The organism is Mesorhizobium sp. M5C.F.Cr.IN.023.01.1.1 (genome assembly GCF_003997585.1).
GTDB classification, from domain to species: Bacteria; Pseudomonadota; Alphaproteobacteria; order Rhizobiales; family Rhizobiaceae; genus Mesorhizobium; species Mesorhizobium wenxiniae.
Window position 1 is genome coordinate 135283 of record NZ_RZSU01000001.1, and the last position, 18048, is coordinate 153330.

At 60.9% G+C, this 18048-nt stretch carries 13 protein-coding genes and 1 pseudogene; 3 read left to right on the top strand and 11 right to left on the bottom strand.

Features of this window, described 5'->3' with window-relative positions:
- The first annotated feature begins 2 nt into the window (after positions 1-2).
- A complete protein-coding gene (locus tag EOA78_RS00630) occupies positions 3-1874 on the top strand; it encodes an acyltransferase family protein (RefSeq protein ID WP_127313441.1) in 1872 nt (623 codons plus the stop codon).
- Positions 1875-2363: 489 nt separating this feature from the next.
- Here the strand turns inward: EOA78_RS00630 and EOA78_RS00635 are convergent, their stop codons facing one another.
- Positions 2364-3503 carry a porin gene (locus tag EOA78_RS00635; protein ID WP_091595823.1) on the bottom strand — a complete coding sequence of 380 codons (1140 nt, stop codon included), beginning with the start codon at positions 3501-3503 and terminating at the stop codon, positions 2364-2366.
- 682 nt (positions 3504-4185) lie between these two features.
- On the opposite strand from EOA78_RS00635, the gene EOA78_RS00640 reads away from it, so the two are divergent.
- Positions 4186-4542, top strand: coding sequence for a hypothetical protein (locus EOA78_RS00640; RefSeq protein WP_091595902.1), 357 nt, complete (start codon positions 4186-4188; stop codon positions 4540-4542).
- A 495-nt stretch (positions 4543-5037) separates the two neighbouring features.
- Positions 5038-6365 (top strand): annotated as a pseudogene (gene hemN / locus EOA78_RS00645) (oxygen-independent coproporphyrinogen III oxidase).
- A gap of 230 nt (positions 6366-6595) precedes the next feature.
- On the opposite strand, the gene EOA78_RS00650 reads toward hemN, so the two are convergent.
- The 10 genes from EOA78_RS00650 to EOA78_RS00695 form a co-directional block, all read right to left on the bottom strand.
- Positions 6596-8239 carry an MFS transporter gene (locus EOA78_RS00650; protein ID WP_029354881.1) on the bottom strand — a complete coding sequence of 548 codons (1644 nt, stop codon included), beginning with the start codon at positions 8237-8239 and terminating at the stop codon, positions 6596-6598.
- 173 nt (positions 8240-8412) lie between these two features.
- Complete coding sequence (locus EOA78_RS00655; protein WP_091595821.1) at positions 8413-9396, bottom strand: beta-ketoacyl-ACP synthase III; 984 nt, start codon at positions 9394-9396, stop codon at positions 8413-8415.
- Positions 9393-10658: an adenosylmethionine--8-amino-7-oxononanoate transaminase gene (locus EOA78_RS00660; protein WP_091595819.1), complete on the bottom strand. Its 1266-nt coding sequence runs from the start codon at positions 10656-10658 to the stop codon at positions 9393-9395. Before EOA78_RS00660 ends, EOA78_RS00655 begins: the two co-directional genes overlap by 4 nt.
- Complete coding sequence (bioD, locus tag EOA78_RS00665; RefSeq protein ID WP_029354884.1) at positions 10658-11293, bottom strand: dethiobiotin synthase; 636 nt, start codon at positions 11291-11293, stop codon at positions 10658-10660. Before bioD ends, EOA78_RS00660 begins: the two co-directional genes overlap by 1 nt.
- Positions 11290-12429: an 8-amino-7-oxononanoate synthase gene (locus EOA78_RS00670; RefSeq protein ID WP_091595817.1), complete on the bottom strand. Its 1140-nt coding sequence runs from the start codon at positions 12427-12429 to the stop codon at positions 11290-11292. The genes bioD and EOA78_RS00670 overlap by 4 nt, the downstream gene beginning before the upstream one ends.
- Positions 12426-13394, bottom strand: a complete 969-nt coding sequence (gene bioB, locus EOA78_RS00675) for a biotin synthase BioB (protein ID WP_236370746.1) — start codon at positions 13392-13394, stop codon at positions 12426-12428. The genes EOA78_RS00670 and bioB overlap by 4 nt, the downstream gene beginning before the upstream one ends.
- A gap of 207 nt (positions 13395-13601) precedes the next feature.
- A complete protein-coding gene (gene nadC / locus EOA78_RS00680; protein ID WP_091595900.1) occupies positions 13602-14480 on the bottom strand; it encodes a carboxylating nicotinate-nucleotide diphosphorylase in 879 nt (292 codons plus the stop codon).
- Between the two features lie 4 nt (positions 14481-14484).
- The gene (locus tag EOA78_RS00685; protein ID WP_029354892.1) at positions 14485-16026 is read right to left on the bottom strand and encodes an L-aspartate oxidase; all 1542 of its coding nucleotides are present in this window, start codon (positions 16024-16026) and stop codon (positions 14485-14487) included.
- A complete protein-coding gene (gene nadA / locus EOA78_RS00690; protein WP_029354894.1) occupies positions 16023-16997 on the bottom strand; it encodes a quinolinate synthase NadA in 975 nt (324 codons plus the stop codon). Before nadA ends, EOA78_RS00685 begins: the two co-directional genes overlap by 4 nt.
- A 62-nt stretch (positions 16998-17059) precedes the next feature.
- Positions 17060-18022, bottom strand: a complete 963-nt coding sequence (locus EOA78_RS00695; RefSeq protein ID WP_091595813.1) for a hypothetical protein — start codon at positions 18020-18022, stop codon at positions 17060-17062.
- Positions 18023-18048: the final 26 nt, after the last annotated feature.

The following is an 18048-nucleotide window of genomic DNA, read 5'->3' on the forward strand; positions in this document are numbered from 1 at the left end:
GGATGCAATATAGGCGCGATATCGCGGGCCTTAGGGCTGTTGCTGTACTTCCGGTCGTACTCTTTCATTTCGGAATTTCGGCGATCCCGGGTGGCTTTAGCGGGGTTGATATCTTCTTCGTCATCTCCGGCTACCTTATCAGCGGAAGCCTCTTGGATGACCTTGAACGCGGCCAATTTTCGATCGTCAACTTCTACTGGCGCCGTGCCCGGCGCATTCTGCCGGCTCTCGTCTTTGTGATGCTTCTCACCTGCATTGCCGCATTGTTCATTCTTCTGCCATCGGATCTGCGCGAATTCGGTCTTAGCATCATAGCTGCCTCGACCTTCTGGTCGAACGTTTTTTTCTGGAAAACGTCAAGTTACTTCTCGATCGATGCCGCGCTTCGACCACTGTTGCACACCTGGTCGCTTTCCGTAGAGGAGCAGTACTACATCTTCGCCCCAATCCTGATGTTCCTAATCTATCGCTACATCGGGAAGCGCTGGCTGACGACACTTCTTCCGATAATTCTCTGCAGCTTCGTAATGGCGGTGATGGCGACATCGCTGGCGCCCACCGCCGGATTCTATCTGCTGCCGACCCGAATCTGGGAACTCATGTTGGGCGCCCTGCTCATGCTCAAACGCCCCCCGCCGTTGGGCAACAGATTCCTGATGGAGTCGGTGGGGTTGGCCGGATTTGGCCTTCTCGCCATCGGGTTCTTCGCGCTTTCGGAGAGCGACCCGTTCCCAGGCTACAACGCCTTGTATCCATGCATCGGAACGGCCCTTCTGATCTATGTTGGCCAAAATTCCCCCTCGACGGTCGCCAGCCGCATGCTCGAAGTCCGGCCGCTGGTCTGGATTGGGCTCATCTCGTATTCTTTGTATCTTGTTCACTGGCCGCTCAATGCGTTCGCGCATTATCTTTCGTTCCAAAAACTCGATCCTTTGATGACCGGTGCGATGTTGGTAGCAAGCCTCGCATTGGCTGCATTCTCCTGGAAGTTTGTAGAGCAGCCGTTTCGACAGAAGAGGGCCTTCACCGCCCCGGGGCCTATCTTTGCCTTTTCAGCGCTCGCGATCGTTGTTCTTTGTGCCGGCGGAGCGGCGGGGGCGCTCGGCAACGGCTTTCCGCAACGGTTTCCGGACTATGTCCAGCGGCGCATTTCCGTCGGGGACTGGAGGAATGGCATCTGTTTCAACGAGGGCACCAGCCGGATCGAAAGCTGGAATATGGAGGATTGCACGCGCACTCGCGGTTTTCCAACAACGGTTTTTTTGTGGGGCGACTCCTTCGCCGCGCACTATGTTTCCGGCCTGGGTGCTAACATAAATCGGTTGCAGGCGAACATCGTGGAATATACGTACGCCGGCTGCCCGCCGATACTCTCTTACTACTCTTACGCTCGTCTTGATTGTGTCCGGTTCAATCGCAAGGCCTTGGCCATCATCTTGGAAGCGGACATCAAGACGGTTATCCTCAGCGGTAAATGGAGTGACTATGAGGTCAGAGGCTTCGACGGTCTTCAGCAAACAATCGATACGCTTCGTGCCCTGGGCGTGCGCGTGTTTGTCATCGGCCAGTCTCCGCAGTTCCCAACTGACGTCCGGAAAATTGCGTTCTTCGCCAAGCGCCAAAATCTGGACGATACGTCCTGGCCGATGGCGATGGACCCCGGCATCAACGAACGTGTGCGCTCATTTACCAAAGGCGCCACATTCATCGATCCGCTGAAATTCCTGTGCAGCGCAGGACGCTGCCCCTATTCCGACAGAGGAGAGTTTATGTATTTCGACTATGGTCATTTCTCTTCAGCCGGCGCCACACTGGCAATCTCGAAATACTGGCCGGCTTTTGGCAAAGACAATGCTCTTCCTAAGACGAAGTAGCGGGTCAGACGGCTGACAAGCACCAGTGCGGGTCCCTGTGATTGCTCCTGCTTCGGCAGCAGCCGCGACGATGGAGCTGTTCAGGTTTAAGGCCACCCGATAGCGACCTAGGATGGGTGCTGCCACGCGGATCGGACTAAGCGTGCATTATCACGTAAATGTTGAGAGAATGAATGGCGCCGCGAAGGGCAATTCCAGCCATCCACAGCGACAGGCGTGTCGCGGTCCCGACATAGCAGTGGCACTTACCTGACACGGCCTCACACTGCCCTCTAAACGGCCCCGAATTTGAACTGACCACCCCTGGCCGGTTCATTGGGCAGGTCAAGGGCTAGGCTGTATTACACAGGGCTCACCCCTTTCAGTCTCAAGTTGGTACGATGGGCCGTGGACGGTCGATGCAGACTTCAAGGATGGCGAAAGAAGCTCTCTATGCGTGCGTTGTCGAGGCAAGTGCCTTTGCCAGAGATGCTCGCGGCTGGAGAGATTTCAAAATGAGCGTTGGAAGCGGAGAATGCCGCCGACGCTGTTCGGCTTGCTCGTGCCCTTGACGGTGGTAGGGTCGGCAGGGCCGACGCCAAAGTTGCCGTAGCGGTCGTAATCGACCTCGGCTGTGACCGTGAAGCCAGGAACGACCATATAGACGACGTTTGCAGCCAAACCAGAATTCTTGAGCTGATCACTCGAGACCTGAAAGTTGAACGAAGTTTTCTCGTCAAACTCGTAGGTGGCGCCCGCCCAGAAAGCCCACTGGCCGTTCCAGATTTTGTACGAGCCGCGCACATGATTGGCGATTGCGCCGTTTGAGTCCTCGTTGAGACTGCCATTGGAACCGTAGCCGAACAGTCCAAACAGCGACAGCTGGTTTGTGACAGCGACGTCGACACGGATCTTGCCGGCCAAAGCTTCGTAGTTGCTGTCATAAGCCGCGACGCCGGTGATCGAGCCCCAGCCTTGCGTGTATTTCAAGCCGGCGACAACGTGCGGAATATAGCTGTCGATAGTACCGGCTGAGCCCGATCCTTGTTCGAGCGAAATCACGGTCGAAATGCCGTTGCCGGCGTCGAAGTAGTACTGAGCCACGTTGGTGTCGAAGCCGGCCGACCGAACGAGCATACTATCGAGAACGTTGCCAGCGTAGCTTACAAACGTATCGAAGGCCGACCCGTCCTTGCCAACTCGCAGGCCCCCCAGCTCGACCCAGGCAGAAGCCAGTGCGAGGCCGCTGTTGAAACCATAGTTCTGAGGACTGTCACGCGAGTTAGCGCTATTGCCAAAATTCACGTGGGTTTCGGTATAGGTCGTCAACGCGCCGAGCTCGGTCTGCTGGCCGCTCCAAGTTTTGAACGTGAAGCGTGTGTTGTTTCGCCAAGTGCCTTGGTCCTCGCCAGTTCTCACATCCGAGGTTCTTGCGCTGTCATACGATCGGACATCACCCAGGCCGATATCATAACGGACATAGCCGCCGATGCGCAGGCAGGTCTCGGTGTTGGGAATATAGAAATACCCCGAGCCGAGGACGTCGCAGATCTTGATGTACTCGGCCGGTTCCCGCTCGGCGCCAGCTGCTCGAACGACGGAGGCGGCGATCAGAGCAGTTAAGCCGAGAAGACGAATCTTGATGTACATGTCTAGATCTCCATGAAGGAATAAAAAGGATAGAGGCGTAAGAGCAAGCTTTACTCTAAATTTTGTGCGTGTTGTCTCCAATTTGTGGACGTAAAAGCGCTTGACATGGGAGGTTATCCAGCGTAAAAGCCACATGTACTTAGAATAGTGTTTTCTGCTAGGAGATTCATTATCGTTTATATGTGAAACACTCCGGTCAGACCGCTGCAGCCTCGGAATAGAGCAGCAAGCGACATGCCAACCTGAAGCGTAGATGCGGCCGACACCAAAATTGGGCCGACGCGCCTTCGTCTCGCTGGAATCACTTTTTTTGAGGGTCACTGCGAAAAGCAATGTGCGACACGGTTCGCCATGTTCGATATGTGACAGTCTCGTTTAACAGCGACGGCTTCCCGTCTGACCGCAACGGAGGCCGCTTCATGCGCTACCGAGAAGGATTACTGCGCGCGTGCGGTCCGCAAGGGCTGCGCCAGGAACAGAGGGCGTCCACGTCCGATGTGTCGCATGGTGGCCGAAGCACCTTTTCGCCGCTGTAAGTTCGCCGTGCAGGTACATTGCGCGGCCGATAGCGAGAAGGGATCGCACCCTGAAACGGTTGCCTAGGGCTCGCCTCGAGTAATTGGCGATGAACAGCATTCTCGAGAACTTAGTCTCGACGGAAAGAGCAACGAAAGGAAGCCGCTTGGACGAGCACGATCCGAAGGAAGAACTGATCGAGACCATTTTCCGCAACGGCACAATCACTGCCGTGGGTATCCTGCTTGCCTTTTCGCTCGGCTTCCTCACTCATTGGGCGGCGAACCCCTTGCCATGGCAACTCTACGATCTGTTCGCCGTAGTGCCGATCCTGCTCGGCATCGCACTGCAGATGAGAGCGCTGTCCATGCTGCTCGACATGAGTTCCTTGCGCCGCCCCATCTACGAACGCGCCAATCGCATTTTCATGGTCGGCCTCATCCAGACCGCGTGTGGCGTCGGGATGGCGATCTTGGTCGATCTTTTCGGGATATCGGTAGGGGGCACGCTGCCCGGCGCTTGACGACAAGCCACACCGCCGCTCATCGCTCGAAGCGACGTCAAGCTGGGGAGCCTTGTGCACCCCCTAGCGGCGCCTTCCTTTCATCAAATGAGCGGACGTCAGCTTTAGAGCGTCTCGGTGGCTAAAGCCGGTATGGTTTTTCGGCCGGCAGGGAAGGCCGCTGGCTGGACCTGGATGGCGTCTGACCGAGGCTTGACAGGTGCGTTGCGACGTTTGGCGTCGGACATGAATTTCGCATTGCAAAGTTCTTCCGCAGACGCCTCAAGCACACTGCATCGGCGTCACGTACTCAAACGTTGAATGCGGCACCGCACCATCACCTCAGGCGGACCATGGCACGCGCGCTCGGTTGATACCGTCCTGTCCAAGCGAGACTGCGACATCGCCGCCTCCGCCTTGAAAACGCGGAGAAAGCGGGACGCACTGACTTAGGTCAGAGACAGGACGAGCGCGCAACGAAAGAATGATGGATCAGCGACGTGGGACGACAGCTCCTTGCACACCTCAATCCTGACAAAGTACCGGGACCCCCGGCCGCCTTGGTATACCATCTATCCGACTGTGCCAGACTTCTCTGCGGCGGTTGGTGCTGACGATTATGAGGAATGGCTGGGGGGCCTCCCGGCCGACGAATCGGTGTCGCTCTATTTCCACATTCCGTTTTGCCGATCCATGTGCTGGTATTGCGGCTTCCCTACCGCCGTCACCCGTCGCAACGGCCCGATCCTTAATTATTTGGCGTGCTGCGTCAGGAGATCAGTTTGGTGTCGGAGCAAGTTCGGCAAGGGCTGCCGGTGAGCGATGTGCATTTCGGCGGCGGAACGCCTCACCTTATCGGGCCAGCCGAGCACTTGGCGCTGATGGAATTTCTACGCCGCCACTTCGCTTTCAGCAAAACTGCTGCGATCGCCGTGGAGATCGATCCCCGAACGTTCACACCGGAAATGGCCGAACCCTTGGCAGCTACCGGTGTCAACCGCGCGAGCATCGGCGTGCAGAGCTTTGATCCCGATGTGCAAAAGGCGATCAATCGGATCCAGAGTAAGGTGCAGACGGCCGCTGCCGTCGAAAATCTCCGCCGGCATGGCGTTGGCCATATCAACTTCGATCTCATCTTCGGTCTCCCGAAACAGACTGTGCAGTCCTGCATCCAGACCGCGATGGCTGCGGTCGCCATGCGCCCCAACCGGTTTGCGGTGTTCGGCTACGCGCATATTCCTTCCGTGATAAAGAATCAGCGCCTAATCGAGCAGGCAGGTCTACCGGACGGCGATGTTCGCGCCGAACAGGCTGCAGCTGTCGCCGAGACACTGGTTGGCGCCGGCTACCGGGAGATCGGGCTCGATCATTTCGCTCTGCCGGACGACGAACTCGCGCTAGCGCAGAAGACCGGGCGCCTGCGGCGTAATTCGCTGGGATACTCGGCCGATACTTGCAAAACCGTGATCGGCTTCGGCGCGTCGGCTATTGGCCGAGTCGGCGAGGGGTACGTTCAGAACGAAGTAACACGGGATTCTTACGCCCGGCACATCGCAAGTGGACGTCTGGCGACATCAAAGGGCCACCGGCTGACCGACGATGACCGGGTGCGCGCAGCAATCATCGAGCGACTGATGTGCGATTTGGAGGCCGACGTGCCGACCATCTGTGCCGCCCACGAAATCGAACCAGCTCGTTTTCTCGATTCAGTTGAGCGTTTGGTGACGCTGGCTGAGGAGGGGATCGTGGACGTCGAAAACGGCTTCATCCGCGTGCGGCCGGAGCACCGCTTTGTTGTTCGCGCCGTTGCTGCTGCATTCGATGCTTTTCTCGCGAATCGATGAGTTGAGGCCACGACTCCGAAGGCATCAGACCTTGTTTGGCGCTCGTCGGCATGGGCTCTCGCAGAAGACTCCGCAAGCGCATGCAGGGGACTCCACTTGACGCCGCGTTCATCATCATCTCGCCTGGGTGCGCTCGATCGCACAACTCGGAGCACGCTGCTCTCGGCGTGAGGCTGTGCTCTGCAAAGCACCGGTGATCCACCCTGTCCCTGGATAGCAGCTTGATGGCGTCATCTTGGAGGACGAGAAAAGATTGTCGAGGTACGGGTACGAATTGCCTCGGTCGTTCGTTCAATCGAAAGCACTGTCTGCGGAGGCACCTCTCCTTCATGCAGTGACAGGAGATGCTGGCCGACTTCCTTATCTGCTGCGGTGAGTCGATGATTTAGGCGGAGAAAGTCCATCCAGGTGGGGGTGCGGAATGTCTCCGTCCAAAGTGACGGTGTTTGCAGATTTCGCTGGAGCGTCCAGTTTCGTGCACCGGCACGGCTCTGGACGTGTCGCCGCGTGCGCATGTAGCCCAGAAAGGCCTCGATATTTTCCTCCGATATCAAATACTCGACCTTGGCCACGATAGGGCCACTTCTGGGTTTCAGATCGAGAGCCACGTCCGGCGGATGAAAAACTGAACTTTCTTGATCCGTTTCTTCCCAGGGACGGACCGGCAACACGATCCCCGCTGCTGCAACCAGCAACAGAGCGCCCGCGGCGCCCTCCAATGCTGAGGTCAAGGAATAGTTTTGCGCGACAGAACCCCAGATCCAGCTGCCAGCAGCCATACCGCCTGCGCTCAAGGCGTAGTAAATGGAGAGCGTGCGGCCTACAACCCACCTTGGGCTTGCCAACTGCACCGACACGTCAATGCCCGTCCAGGTGATAAGCCAACCCGCTCCGCCGAGCGCCAGCGAAATGGCCGCCACAGGAACCGACGATGTCAGGGCAAGGGAGAGGCAACAGACTGCACAAGCCACAGAGGCGAAGGCCACCAGCCTGTTTTGAGACGTGACCTTCCTCAAGAAGCCGTTGCCCATGCCCGCGATGAAAGCACCCATGCCGAAGCCGGCCAATAAGATACCGTAGACAATTGGCCCACTCTTCAACTGATCCCGGACGACGAGAGGGAGCAACGCCAGAATGGAGATGCTTGCCAATCCGAAAAGAGCTGCTCGGGCGGTCGCTGCCCTGATCTCCAAAGACATCGCCGTAAAGCGCACTCCGTCATGAATTGCCGTCGTCATTCTCTCACGAGGGAGAGGCGAAGAGCGGACCTCCCATTTGGTGCGCCATATCGCGCTTATAGGCGCCAGATCACTCACCGCAGCCAAGGCGAAAGCGGCCAGCGGCCCAAAGACGGCCAGGATCACGCCCCCTAAGGCCGGACCAACGCTGCGCACAATGTTGTATCCGACGGACATAAGCGTCACTGCGGCCGGAATGTCGCGTTTGTGAAGGATATCGCCGACCGAAGCGTGCCAGGCCGGATCATTCAAGGCAAAGCCGCAGCCGGCCAGGAAACCTAACCCGAGAATCAGCCAAGGACTGACAAATCCCAGACCCACAGAAATCATCAGCGTCATCGACGCCGATGCTATCAGGCAGTGTCCCGCAAACATCACCCACCGGCGGCTGAAGTTGTCGGCAATGGCTCCGGCGAAAACTGAGAGGAAGAACACCGGCAGTGTGGATGCGGCCTGGACGAGAGCCACCATAAGGTCGGACGCTGAAATCGTTGCCATAAGCCAACTGATGGCGACCGTTTGCACTAGCCAACCGAGGCTGGAAATCTGGGTGGCCGTCCAAATTGAGCGAAACACCTTGTTTCGAAATGGGGCGAGCGTCTTTGAAACGGGCGGTTGAGGATTTTCGCTCTGCATGAGGTTTTGCTGGCCTTCGATGAGCGCTGCGATTTGAGCAAGTGGGTCGATACTTAGACATCGCGGAGCACCGCACGGAACCCAGCTCTATGGAGCTTGCCGGCGACTATTTGCGTATTGAGCCATTCTCATAGTCTCATTCATGAGCAGTCCTATGCGCAAGCGTTGCTTTGCTAAATTCCCACGACAAGCGCGCCGCCGCTGAGACCCGCACCCGCTGCCGCCAAGAGGACTTTCTCGCCAGGCCGAAACGGCTGCGCCCGATGGGCGAGCGACAACGAGAGCGGGATCGTCGCGGCGGAAGAGTTGCCATATTCGGCGATCGTCTTGACCATCGAGTGATCTGTGATGCCGAGGTTCCTGCCGACCGCGTCGAAAATGCGAGCATTGGCCTGATGCGGCACGAAACGATCGAGGTCTTGCGGCCTCAGTCGGGCAGCAGTGAGCGCATCTCTCGAGCAGGCGGTCATCATCTCCACGGCCTTGGCGAACACTTCGCGGCCATCGGTGATCGTCATCCGGGTCTGCTCGAGGTCGAGGCCGCCATGGAACGGATTGTTGCTTCCACCGGCAGGAATCTGGATCAGCCCGTAACGCGAGCCGTCCGAATCCACCGAAGCACCGAGAATGCCTCGATCCGGGTCATCGCACGGACCGATCACCACCGCGCCGGCGGCATCGGCAAACAGCACGGCGCTGGCGCGCTCGGCCGGATTGATGCGGCGGCTGAGGATGTTGGCGGCAATGACAAGGCTCGCTTTGCCATGCAGGCGAGTGAACCCGTCGGCGAACATCAGCGCATAGATGAAGCCGGCGCAAGCGCCGGTCAGGTCGATCGCGCCGGCGCGACCTAGTCCCAGCCGATGTGCGACCAGGGGCGCGCTTGGCGGCAGAAGATGATCGGGTGTGGAGGTAGCGAGCAACAGCAGGCCGATGTCGCCGCGGTCGATACCGGCATTGGTCAGCGCCATGTCGCCGGCGTGCGCGGCAAGGGCCGACAGCGTGTCTTCGTCCGCTGCCCAGAAGCGCGACCGTATCCCGGTGCGCCGCTCGATCCAGCCGGGTTCAAGCCCGAGACGATCTTCGATTTCCGGATTCTCCACCTTGCGCGCGGGCGCATGATGGCCAAGCCCGAGAATGCGCGATGATCGGCTCATGGCTTTGAGCCGAAGCGTTCGCCGGCCTCCTCGATGGCGTCATAGAGCCCATCCAACTCGTTGCCGGTAATGCAATAGGGCGGCAGAAGGTACAGGACATTGCCGAGCGGGCGCACGAGCAGGCCGCGCTCAAGAAAAAAAGCGCGCAGTTTTGGCCCGATCTCGGCCAGATAACCGGCTGAGCCGGTGCGTAGGTCGAGTGCCGCGATGGTGCCGGTTGTCCGGCAATCGGTGAAGCGAGGGTTGTCGCGAAAGCGTCGAAGCCCGGCGGCCTGTCGCTCGCTCAAGGCCGCGATCCGATCGGCCACCGGCTCGTCGTGCCAGATCTCGACATTGGCAAGTGCCGCCGCGCATGCAATCGGATTGGCGGTGTAGGAGCTCGAATGGAAAAACGTCTTCTTGCGATCCTCGGAATAGTGAGCCTGGAAGATGGCATCGGTGGCGATCGTGGCGGCCAGCGGGATGGTACCACCGGTCAGACCTTTCGAGGTGCACAGGATGTCCGGCGAGACGGACGCCTGTTCGCAGGCGAACATGGTTCCGGTGCGCCCCCAGCCGGTCATCACTTCATCGGCGATCAGCAGCGTGCCGGCGGCCTCAGTGATCCTCTTCAATTCGGTCAGAACCCAGGCCGGATACATGAGCATGCCGCCGGCGCCGAGCACGAGCGGCTCGACGATCAGCGCGGCGGCGCGCCGGTCGCGGGAGAGTGCCTCGAACCGATCCAGCGTTTCCTGCTCGCGCCCGGCGGCCGGGAAGGGGATGGTGTCGACCTCGAACAGCAAGGGCTCGTAGGCGGCGTTGAACACGCCACGGGCGCCGACGCTCATCGCCCCGATCGTGTCACCATGATAGCTGTGCTCCATGACGACGATGCGCGAACGCGGCGCGCCGATGTTGCGGAAATAGCCGAGCGCCATCTTCAGCGCGACTTCGATTGAGGTCGAGCCACTGTCGGAATAGAACACCCGGTCAAGGCCGGCGGGTGCGAGGCCGACAAGCGCCTCGGCCAGGCGCTCGGCCGGCTCGTGGGTAAAGCCCGCGAAGATGATCTGGTCGAGGTTCGACGCGGTCGTCTCGATGGCCTTCATGATGCGGGGGTGGCGGTGGCCATGAGTGACGACCCACCAGGAAGAAATCGCATCCAGGATGCGGGAGCCGTCGGCCTTGTGGAGATAGGCGCCTTCAGTCAGCACGATTTCAGGGATCGAGGGCTCTAGCGCGTGCTGCGTGAACGGATGCCAGACTCGAGACTGCGCCATCAGTCGCCTCCGGCAATCATGGCCAGGTCGAAGCCGGAAATCATTGCATCTCTCAACGTTTCACCCGTCAGCGGACCGAGGTGCGGCAGCCTGCCGAGCTGCGGCACGCCGCCGAATTCCACGATTGTCCTTTGCGTATCGGCCACCTCTTCGCCCATGAAGGCAATGCCGATGAGCGGGATGGAGCGGGCTCTCAGGGCCTCGATCGACAACAGCGTATGATTGATGGTGCCGAGCGCGGTGCGGGCGCACAGTATTACCGGCAGCCGCCATTGTTCGAATATGTCAATGAACCTTGTCTGTCGATTGAGCGGCACCATCAGCCCGCCGGCGCCTTCGATGACGAGCGGTGTCGGCAGGACCGGAAATGAAAGATCGTCGGCCTCGATCGCGACGCCGTCGATTTCGGCTGATCGATGCGGCGACAGCGGCATCGTCAGTCGATAGACTTCGGGCAGCACGCGTCCGTCGGGCAAGCCGGAAAGCCGGGCGACGACCTCGCTGTCAGTCTCCTCGTCGAGGCCCGATTGCACCGGCTTCCAGTAGAAGCCGTCGAGCAGCCCGGCAAGTCCGGCCGAAAATACTGTCTTGCCAATTCCGGTGTCTGTTCCGGTGACGACGATGCGTTTGGTCATGCTGTGGCCAACACCTCAACGAGAGCCTCGACCATGGCGGAAATGTCGGTCTCGTCGACGTTGAGCGTCAGCGAAATGCGCAGGCGCGATGTGCCCTCGGGCACCGTCGGCGGACGTATGCCGCGTATGTCGAAGCCGCGTGCCTGCAGGGCCGCCGCCACCGCCATGGTGCGCCCAACGTCGCCGATGACAAATGGCTGGATCTGCGAGCCGCTGGGTACGACGCCGCAGCGCTCGGCCAATTGGCGGCCGGCGCAGGCAACGCGTTCCTGCAGCTGAGCGCGGCGCATGGGCTCGTCGGACAGAATAGTCAGCGCTTCGCGCGCCGCGACCGCCATCAGCGGCGAGGGCGCGGTGGCGTAGATGAACGGCCGGCACCGGTTGACGAGATAATCGCACAGTGTCCTCGGCCCGGTGACGAGTGCACCGGATGCGCCGAGCGCCTTGCCGCATGAGTGGAGCGTGACGATGTTGTCGCGGCCTTGGCACGCGGCGGCCAGTCCCCGGCCGTCCGGTCCCCAGATGCCGGTGGCATGCGCTTCATCGACGACGATGAATGCCTGGTGCCGATCGGCCATCGCGACCAGGCTCTCCATCGGCGCGCGGTCGCCATCCATGCTGTAAAGGCTTTCGACGGCGATCCACACGCGCCCCGTGCCGCCTTCGGCGCGCCAGCGGGTGATTGCGTCCTCGACAGCGTCGACGTCGTTGTGCGCGGCCAGCTTGAACTCGGCGCGCCCGGCCTGCGCGCCCTCATGCATGCTGGCATGGGCGAGTTCGTCGAGGACCAGCAGGTCGCCTTTCTGCGGCAGCGCGGTCAACAGGGCGAAGTTGGCGATGTAGCCGCTGCCAAAGAACAGCGCACGGTCGGCGCCGAAGAATGCCGCGGCGTCCGCCTCCAGTTGCTCATGTTCCGGTGCGTTGCCGCGCAACAGCCGCGACCCGGTGGCGCCAACCGGCGTGCCCCGCGCAATCGCCGCCGCAACCGCTTCGCCAAGTCTTTTGGAGGCGGCAAGTCCGAGATAGTCGTTCGACGAGAAGTCGAGACCGGCGCGCGGTGCGAGCGTCCGCAACCGGTCCTTGCGCGCCAGTCCGCGCAAGGATGCGTCATAGCGGGCAAGAATTGCCTCGTTCATTGCGTGGCGAGTTCCATCGGCTCGATGCCGAGACGCTGGAACAGAAGGCTATCCTTGTCCTCGCCGGGATTGTCCGCCGTCAGCAGCGTGTCGCCGACAAAGATCGAGTTAGCGCCGGCAAAGAAGCACAACGCCTGCGTTTCGTCGCTCATCGCCGTCCTGCCGGCGGACAGCCTTACACAGGATTTCGGCATCATCACCCGCGCGAGCGCAACGATGCGGACGAAATCGATCGGATCGATGGCGTCGGCCGCGGCAAGCGGCGTGCCTTCGATGGGAATAAGCATGTTGATCGGCACGCTTTCCGGCGGCTCGGGCAGGTTCGCGAGCGTGACCAGCATGTCGATGCGATCGGTCTTTTCTTCCCCCATCCCGACGATGCCGCCGCAGCAGACTTTCATCCCAACCGCGCGCACGTGCCCAAGCGTTTCCAGCCGGTCGGCAAAAGTCCTGGTTGAAATAACCTCGCCATAGTAGCGCTCAGAGGTATCGATGTTGTGGTTATAGTAGTCGAGACCGGCCTGCTTCAGGCGAGCAGCTTGCTCAAGATCGAGCATGCCGAGCGTCATGCAGGTCTCCATGCCGAGCGCCTTGACGCCCTCGATCATGGCGACCACAACGTCCATGTCGCGCTCCTTGGGACTTCGCCACGCTGCGCCCATGCAATAGCGCGTTGCGCCGCCATCACGCGCCTTGGCCGCTTCGTCGATGACATGCTTGACGTTCATCAGCTTCGACGCCTTCACCCCGGTTTCGTAATGCGCAGACTGGCTGCAATAGCCGCAATCTTCGGGGCAGCCGCCGGTCTTGATGCTAAGGAGCCGCGACAGCTGCACTCGGTTTCGATCGAAGTTCTGGCGGTGGATCGTCTGAGCTAGGAACAGCAGATCGTTGAATGGCATGCCGTAGATGGCCTCAGCCTCTTTGCGGTTCCATCGCGGAGGCGTTCCATCGACCGATTGCATGGTCTGGTTCACGTCGAACTCCGAGTTCATTCCAACCGTCATCGTCAAACCTTTGTTGCTAGTCCGGTACGCCTTCAGGAGTCTGTCGACCGGCAAGCTCGGTCCGACTTGGCTTTGGAGCGCACTCGCTAAAAGGCGAGCTGCGGCACGTCTTTCCACCGCCTTCCTACGCCTGCCGAGCTGATGTTGCTCCTCATGCCGTAATCCTCAGTTCAAATGCTTGCAGATGTTCTGGTGGTCCGGCATGTCCAGGCCGATGTCGAGGATCGGGGCGCTGTGCGTCAGCCATCCCATGGAGATGAGATCGACACCGGTCGCCGCAATCGCCGCCGCCGTTTTCGGCGTCACCCGACCGGAAGCCTCGGTGATCGTACGGCCACCCACTATAGAAACCGCGCGGGCAAGATCCTCGACCGACATATTGTCGAGCAGCACCGCGTCAACACCAATCGCGAGCGCTGCATCGAGCTGCTTCAGCGTGTCGACCTCAACCTCGACCTTCACCATATGCCCTGCGGCGGCGCGCGCCCGCTCTATTGCTGTGCGGATATCGCCGGCGATCGCGATGTGATTGTCCTTTATGAGCACGCCGTCATCGAGGCCGAAGCGGTGATTGGCACCGCCGCCGACGCGCACGGCGTATTTTTCCAATACCCGCAGGCCGGGCGTCGTCTTTCGCGTCGATACGATCCTCGCCTTGTGACCGCGCACGGCCTCAACCATCGCCGCTGTGGCAGTGGCAATGCCGCTCAGCCGGCATAAGAAATTGAGGGCAGTGCGTTCGGCCGTGAGCAGGCCTCGCGCGGGTCCGGACAATCTTGCAATGGTTTCCCCGGCCCCGACATCGCTGCCATCAGGGCGCCAGATCTGGATGTTGATCGCCGGTTCCACGAGCAGGAAGGCGTACGAGACCAGATCGAGCCCGGCAACGACGCCCGCCTGCCTCGATCTGAGCACCAACGTGGCAGTGCAATCATGCGGGATAACCGCATCGCTGGTCAGGTCGCCGCATCTGCCCAGGTCTTCGAGGAGCGCACCGCGCACAATCGGTTCGATCAGGGTCGCGGGGAGGGGGGAGAATGAAATCACATCAGGTGCTCCGTATGGTAGCCCGGCAATCGAGTGCGGCCGCGGCCCGCATTGCGCTGTGCAGTGTCAGCCGTGATGGGCGCGCGTCGGCATCGTGGAGCGGGAAATCGGACCGACAGTGCGCGCCTCGACTCTCTTCCCGCCCCAGGGCCGCCACGGCGATCATCAGTGAGACCAAAGCCGGACCAGAGGCAGCGACATTGTCAGCTGCGATCGGCAGCAGGGTCGCCACCGCTTCGCGCATTGCCTCGCCGTCGCGGATGATACCCAGGGCGGCGGAGACAATTGGGCGGACCGCGGAAGCGTCTGGTCGTGGAGGGACGAATGTGGAGCATCTGCGCGGTCGCCGGGTATACGACGTGCCGGCAACGCTTTCGGCAACCCAGCTCGCGGTGACCGCCGCTTCGGTGAGCGAGTTGCTGGCCAGGCGGTTGGCGCCGTGCAGGCCGGTACAGGCGACCTCACCGCAGGCCCACAATCCCTCGATGGAGCTGCGGCCGGCGCTGTCTACGGCGACGCCGCCCATGTGATAATGTGCCGCCGGGCGCACCGGGATCGGGTCGGTCGCGGGGTCGACCCCTGCGCTCCGGCACAATTCGGCGATGCCTGGAAAACGCTTGCCAAATCTCGGGCCGAGACTTTGCCGTGCATCCAGGAATACGCGGCGTCCAACGGCAAGCTGGTGCCAAATGGCGCGCGCTACGACGTCGCGAGGCGCAAGTTCACCGCCAGGTGTGTCAGCGAGGAAGCGCTCTCCTCGCTCATCGATGAGCACCGCGCCTTCGCCACGCACGGCTTCGCTCACCAGCGGCATCGGCCGGCGCGGACCGTCGAGCGCAGTTGGATGGAACTGTATGAATTCCAAGTCGGCGAGTTCCGCCCCCGCCCATGCGGCGAGCGCCAGCCCGTGACCCCATGAGCCAGCGGGGTTTGTCGTGTCGCAAAACAGCCCGCCGACGCCGCCGGTCGCCAGCACCGCGCGACGCGTGGGCAGAGCGAGCGCGCCGGCTCGTCCTGCGGCGACCACGGCGATGACCGACCCGTCCTGCACGACCAGCCGGCGGACCTCCACATTTTCGATAGTGGTGATCGAGGCTGTACGCCGAACCGCGGCGATGAGCACGCGCACCAACTCGCGACCGGTGGCGTCGCCGGCTGCATGCACAATCCGCCGTCGCGAGTGTGCCGCCTCGAGCCCAAGTCGCAACGCGCGGTCAGGGTGCTGGTCGAAGGCGACGCCGAACCTTTGGATCGTCCTAATCGCTTCGGGTGCAGCTCGGACCACTCGCCGCACCGTGGCCTCGTCGCAGAGTCCGTCGCCGGCAGCTATCGTGTCGCAAAGGTGAAAATCCGGGCCGTCGTCGCCGCCGAGACTTGCCGCAAGACCGCCCTGGGCAAGCTCACTGCAGGCTCCGGTTCCAAGCGGCGCGTTGGTCAAAAGCACGACCGGTTCCGGCGCCAGATGAAGCGCCGTCATCAGGCCGGCAATGCCGCCACCGATGACGACCGGCGCCCCGGCGATGTCGCGAACCTCCAGGCTCATAGGGAAAGCATGCGCTCGACCGCGCGGCGGGCGGGGCCGGCAATTTCGGGATCAATCCGGACCTCATGCCGGTTCTGCTCGAGCGCGGCGCGAATGTTGGCCAGGTTGATGCGCTTCATGTGCGGGCACAGGTTGCATGGGCGAACGAACTCGACGTCGGGATGCGCGACCGCGACGTTGTCGCTCATCGAACATTCGGTCAGAAGGACGACACGCGTCGGTTTCTCCCGCTCGACATAATCCGACATCGCTGCGGTCGAGCCGGAGAACTCCGCCTCCGCGACAACGTCTGGTGGGCATTCTGGATGGGCCAGCACGATGACGCCTGGATGGGCATCGCGCAGTTCCCGAATGTCTGCTGCGGTGAAGCGCTCATGCACCTCGCAATGGCCTTTCCAGGCGATGATCTCGACGTCTGTATCGGCTGCCACGTTCCTCGCCAGATATTCGTCCGGCAGCATCAGCACACGCGCCACGCCAAGCGATTCCACCACCGCCTTCGCGTTGCCGGACGTGCAGCAGATGTCGGACTCCGCTTTTACGGCGGCCGAAGTGTTGACGTAAGTAACAACGGGGACCCCCGGATACCGCAGCCGCATTAGCCGCACGTCGTCTGCCGTGATCGATTCGGCCAGCGAGCAGCCGGCGCTGAGATCCGGGATGAGCACGGTCTTGTTCGGATTGAGCAGTTTTGCCGTCTCGGCCATGAAATGAACGCCGGCAACCACGATGATGTCGGCGTCGACCGTCACCGCCTTGTGGGCCAACGCCAGGCTGTCGCCGACGATGTCTGCCACGCAATGAAAAATTTCGGGCGTCTGGTAATTGTGCGCCAGCACCACCGCATTGCGCTCACGCTTCAGCGCTAAGATGGCTTCAATATCGCCGGCGAACGCGAGCCATTCAACGGGAGGGATCACCCGCCGGACACGCTCATACAGGGACGCAGCCATAGGTAACGCCCCAGCCATTGGCGCCTCGATTATATTCGGTTTGACAATAAGGGAATATGTCTACCTTGACTATAAGTATGTCAAGCCCGCGCCAGCGGTAATTTTGTCCCGGCGATAGCCCTGTCGTCGAGAACGGCATGGCGGAAGCGATAAAGCTTCGCCGGTCGGCCGCCCGTGTCGAGGGAGGTCTCCCCAGTCTCCTCAACAAGATCCTGCTGCTCGACCAGTCTCCGGAAGTTGGGCTTGTTGATGAGCCTGCCAGCCAGAGCTTCCACGGTTCGCTGCAGTTGCAGCAGCGTGAAGGAAGGCCGCATAAGCTCGAACACGACCGGCCGGTATTTGATCTTCGAACGCAGCCGCGCAATCCCGGTTGCCAGAATACGACGGTGGTCAGCGACCATTGGTTTGCCAGCCGCGGCCGCAATCGCGTCCCTGCCGCCACCGGCCTCTTCAATCAGAGCAGCTTCATAGAGCAACTCGTAGCGTTGGAGCGTGAGTTCCTCGTTCCAATGGCGGTCGTCGAAGCCGAAGGCTATCGCAGCGCGCTGCCGGCGCTCGCGTTGAGTGGTCGGCTCGCTGGCGCCGCCGGCCCACTCAATCAGGCGGGGCCGCAATCTATCGAGCAGCACAGGCGGCGTGCCGAAGCGGTGGTCCTCCCAGGGAAAATATTCGTACCAACTTTGCCAGCCGCACGCGGCCGAGTTCGTTGCCTGTTCCTTCCTGGTCAATGCGAGATAGCTGATTGAGATGACGCGCTGGTGGCGCTCAGTGCCGATGCGATCGCGATCGGCGAAGGTGTAGAGTTGCTCGATGTATCCCAGTGCATGGCCGGTCTGCTGCTCCACCCACCCCCTCAAACCCGACTGCAGCGATCGATGCTCAAGCGCAAAAGGTCCAGAAGGGAGGGTGTCCGCATGACCGACGGTGAGGACACAGGGCTCACTGTCGTTTACGGCGACCACGACGGCAGTCAGGTCCACTTTGGCTTCGTCAGCTTTGACGGCGGCTTTGCCTTTCTTGGTTCTTCTTGTCTGAGGATCCATGTTTGCGAAAGTGGGTTGGCCCAACG

Coding starts and splice junctions, on each gene's coding strand:
- EOA78_RS00630 (WP_127313441.1), top strand. CDS start 3: ATGCAATATAGGCGCGATATCGCGGGCCTTAGGGCTGTTGCTGTACTT.
- EOA78_RS00635 (WP_091595823.1), bottom strand. CDS start 3,503: ATGTACATCAAGATTCGTCTTCTCGGCTTAACTGCTCTGATCGCCGCC.
- EOA78_RS00650 (WP_029354881.1), bottom strand. CDS start 8,239: ATGCAGAGCGAAAATCCTCAACCGCCCGTTTCAAAGACGCTCGCCCCA.
- EOA78_RS00655 (WP_091595821.1), bottom strand. CDS start 9,396: ATGAGCCGATCATCGCGCATTCTCGGGCTTGGCCATCATGCGCCCGCG.
- EOA78_RS00660 (WP_091595819.1), bottom strand. CDS start 10,658: ATGGCGCAGTCTCGAGTCTGGCATCCGTTCACGCAGCACGCGCTAGAG.
- bioD (WP_029354884.1), bottom strand. CDS start 11,293: ATGACCAAACGCATCGTCGTCACCGGAACAGACACCGGAATTGGCAAG.
- EOA78_RS00670 (WP_091595817.1), bottom strand. CDS start 12,429: ATGAACGAGGCAATTCTTGCCCGCTATGACGCATCCTTGCGCGGACTG.
- bioB (WP_236370746.1), bottom strand. CDS start 13,394: ATGCAATCGGTCGATGGAACGCCTCCGCGATGGAACCGCAAAGAGGCT.
- EOA78_RS00685 (WP_029354892.1), bottom strand. CDS start 16,026: ATGAGCCTGGAGGTTCGCGACATCGCCGGGGCGCCGGTCGTCATCGGT.
- nadA (WP_029354894.1), bottom strand. CDS start 16,997: ATGGCTGGGGCGTTACCTATGGCTGCGTCCCTGTATGAGCGTGTCCGG.
- EOA78_RS00695 (WP_091595813.1), bottom strand. CDS start 18,022: ATGGATCCTCAGACAAGAAGAACCAAGAAAGGCAAAGCCGCCGTCAAA.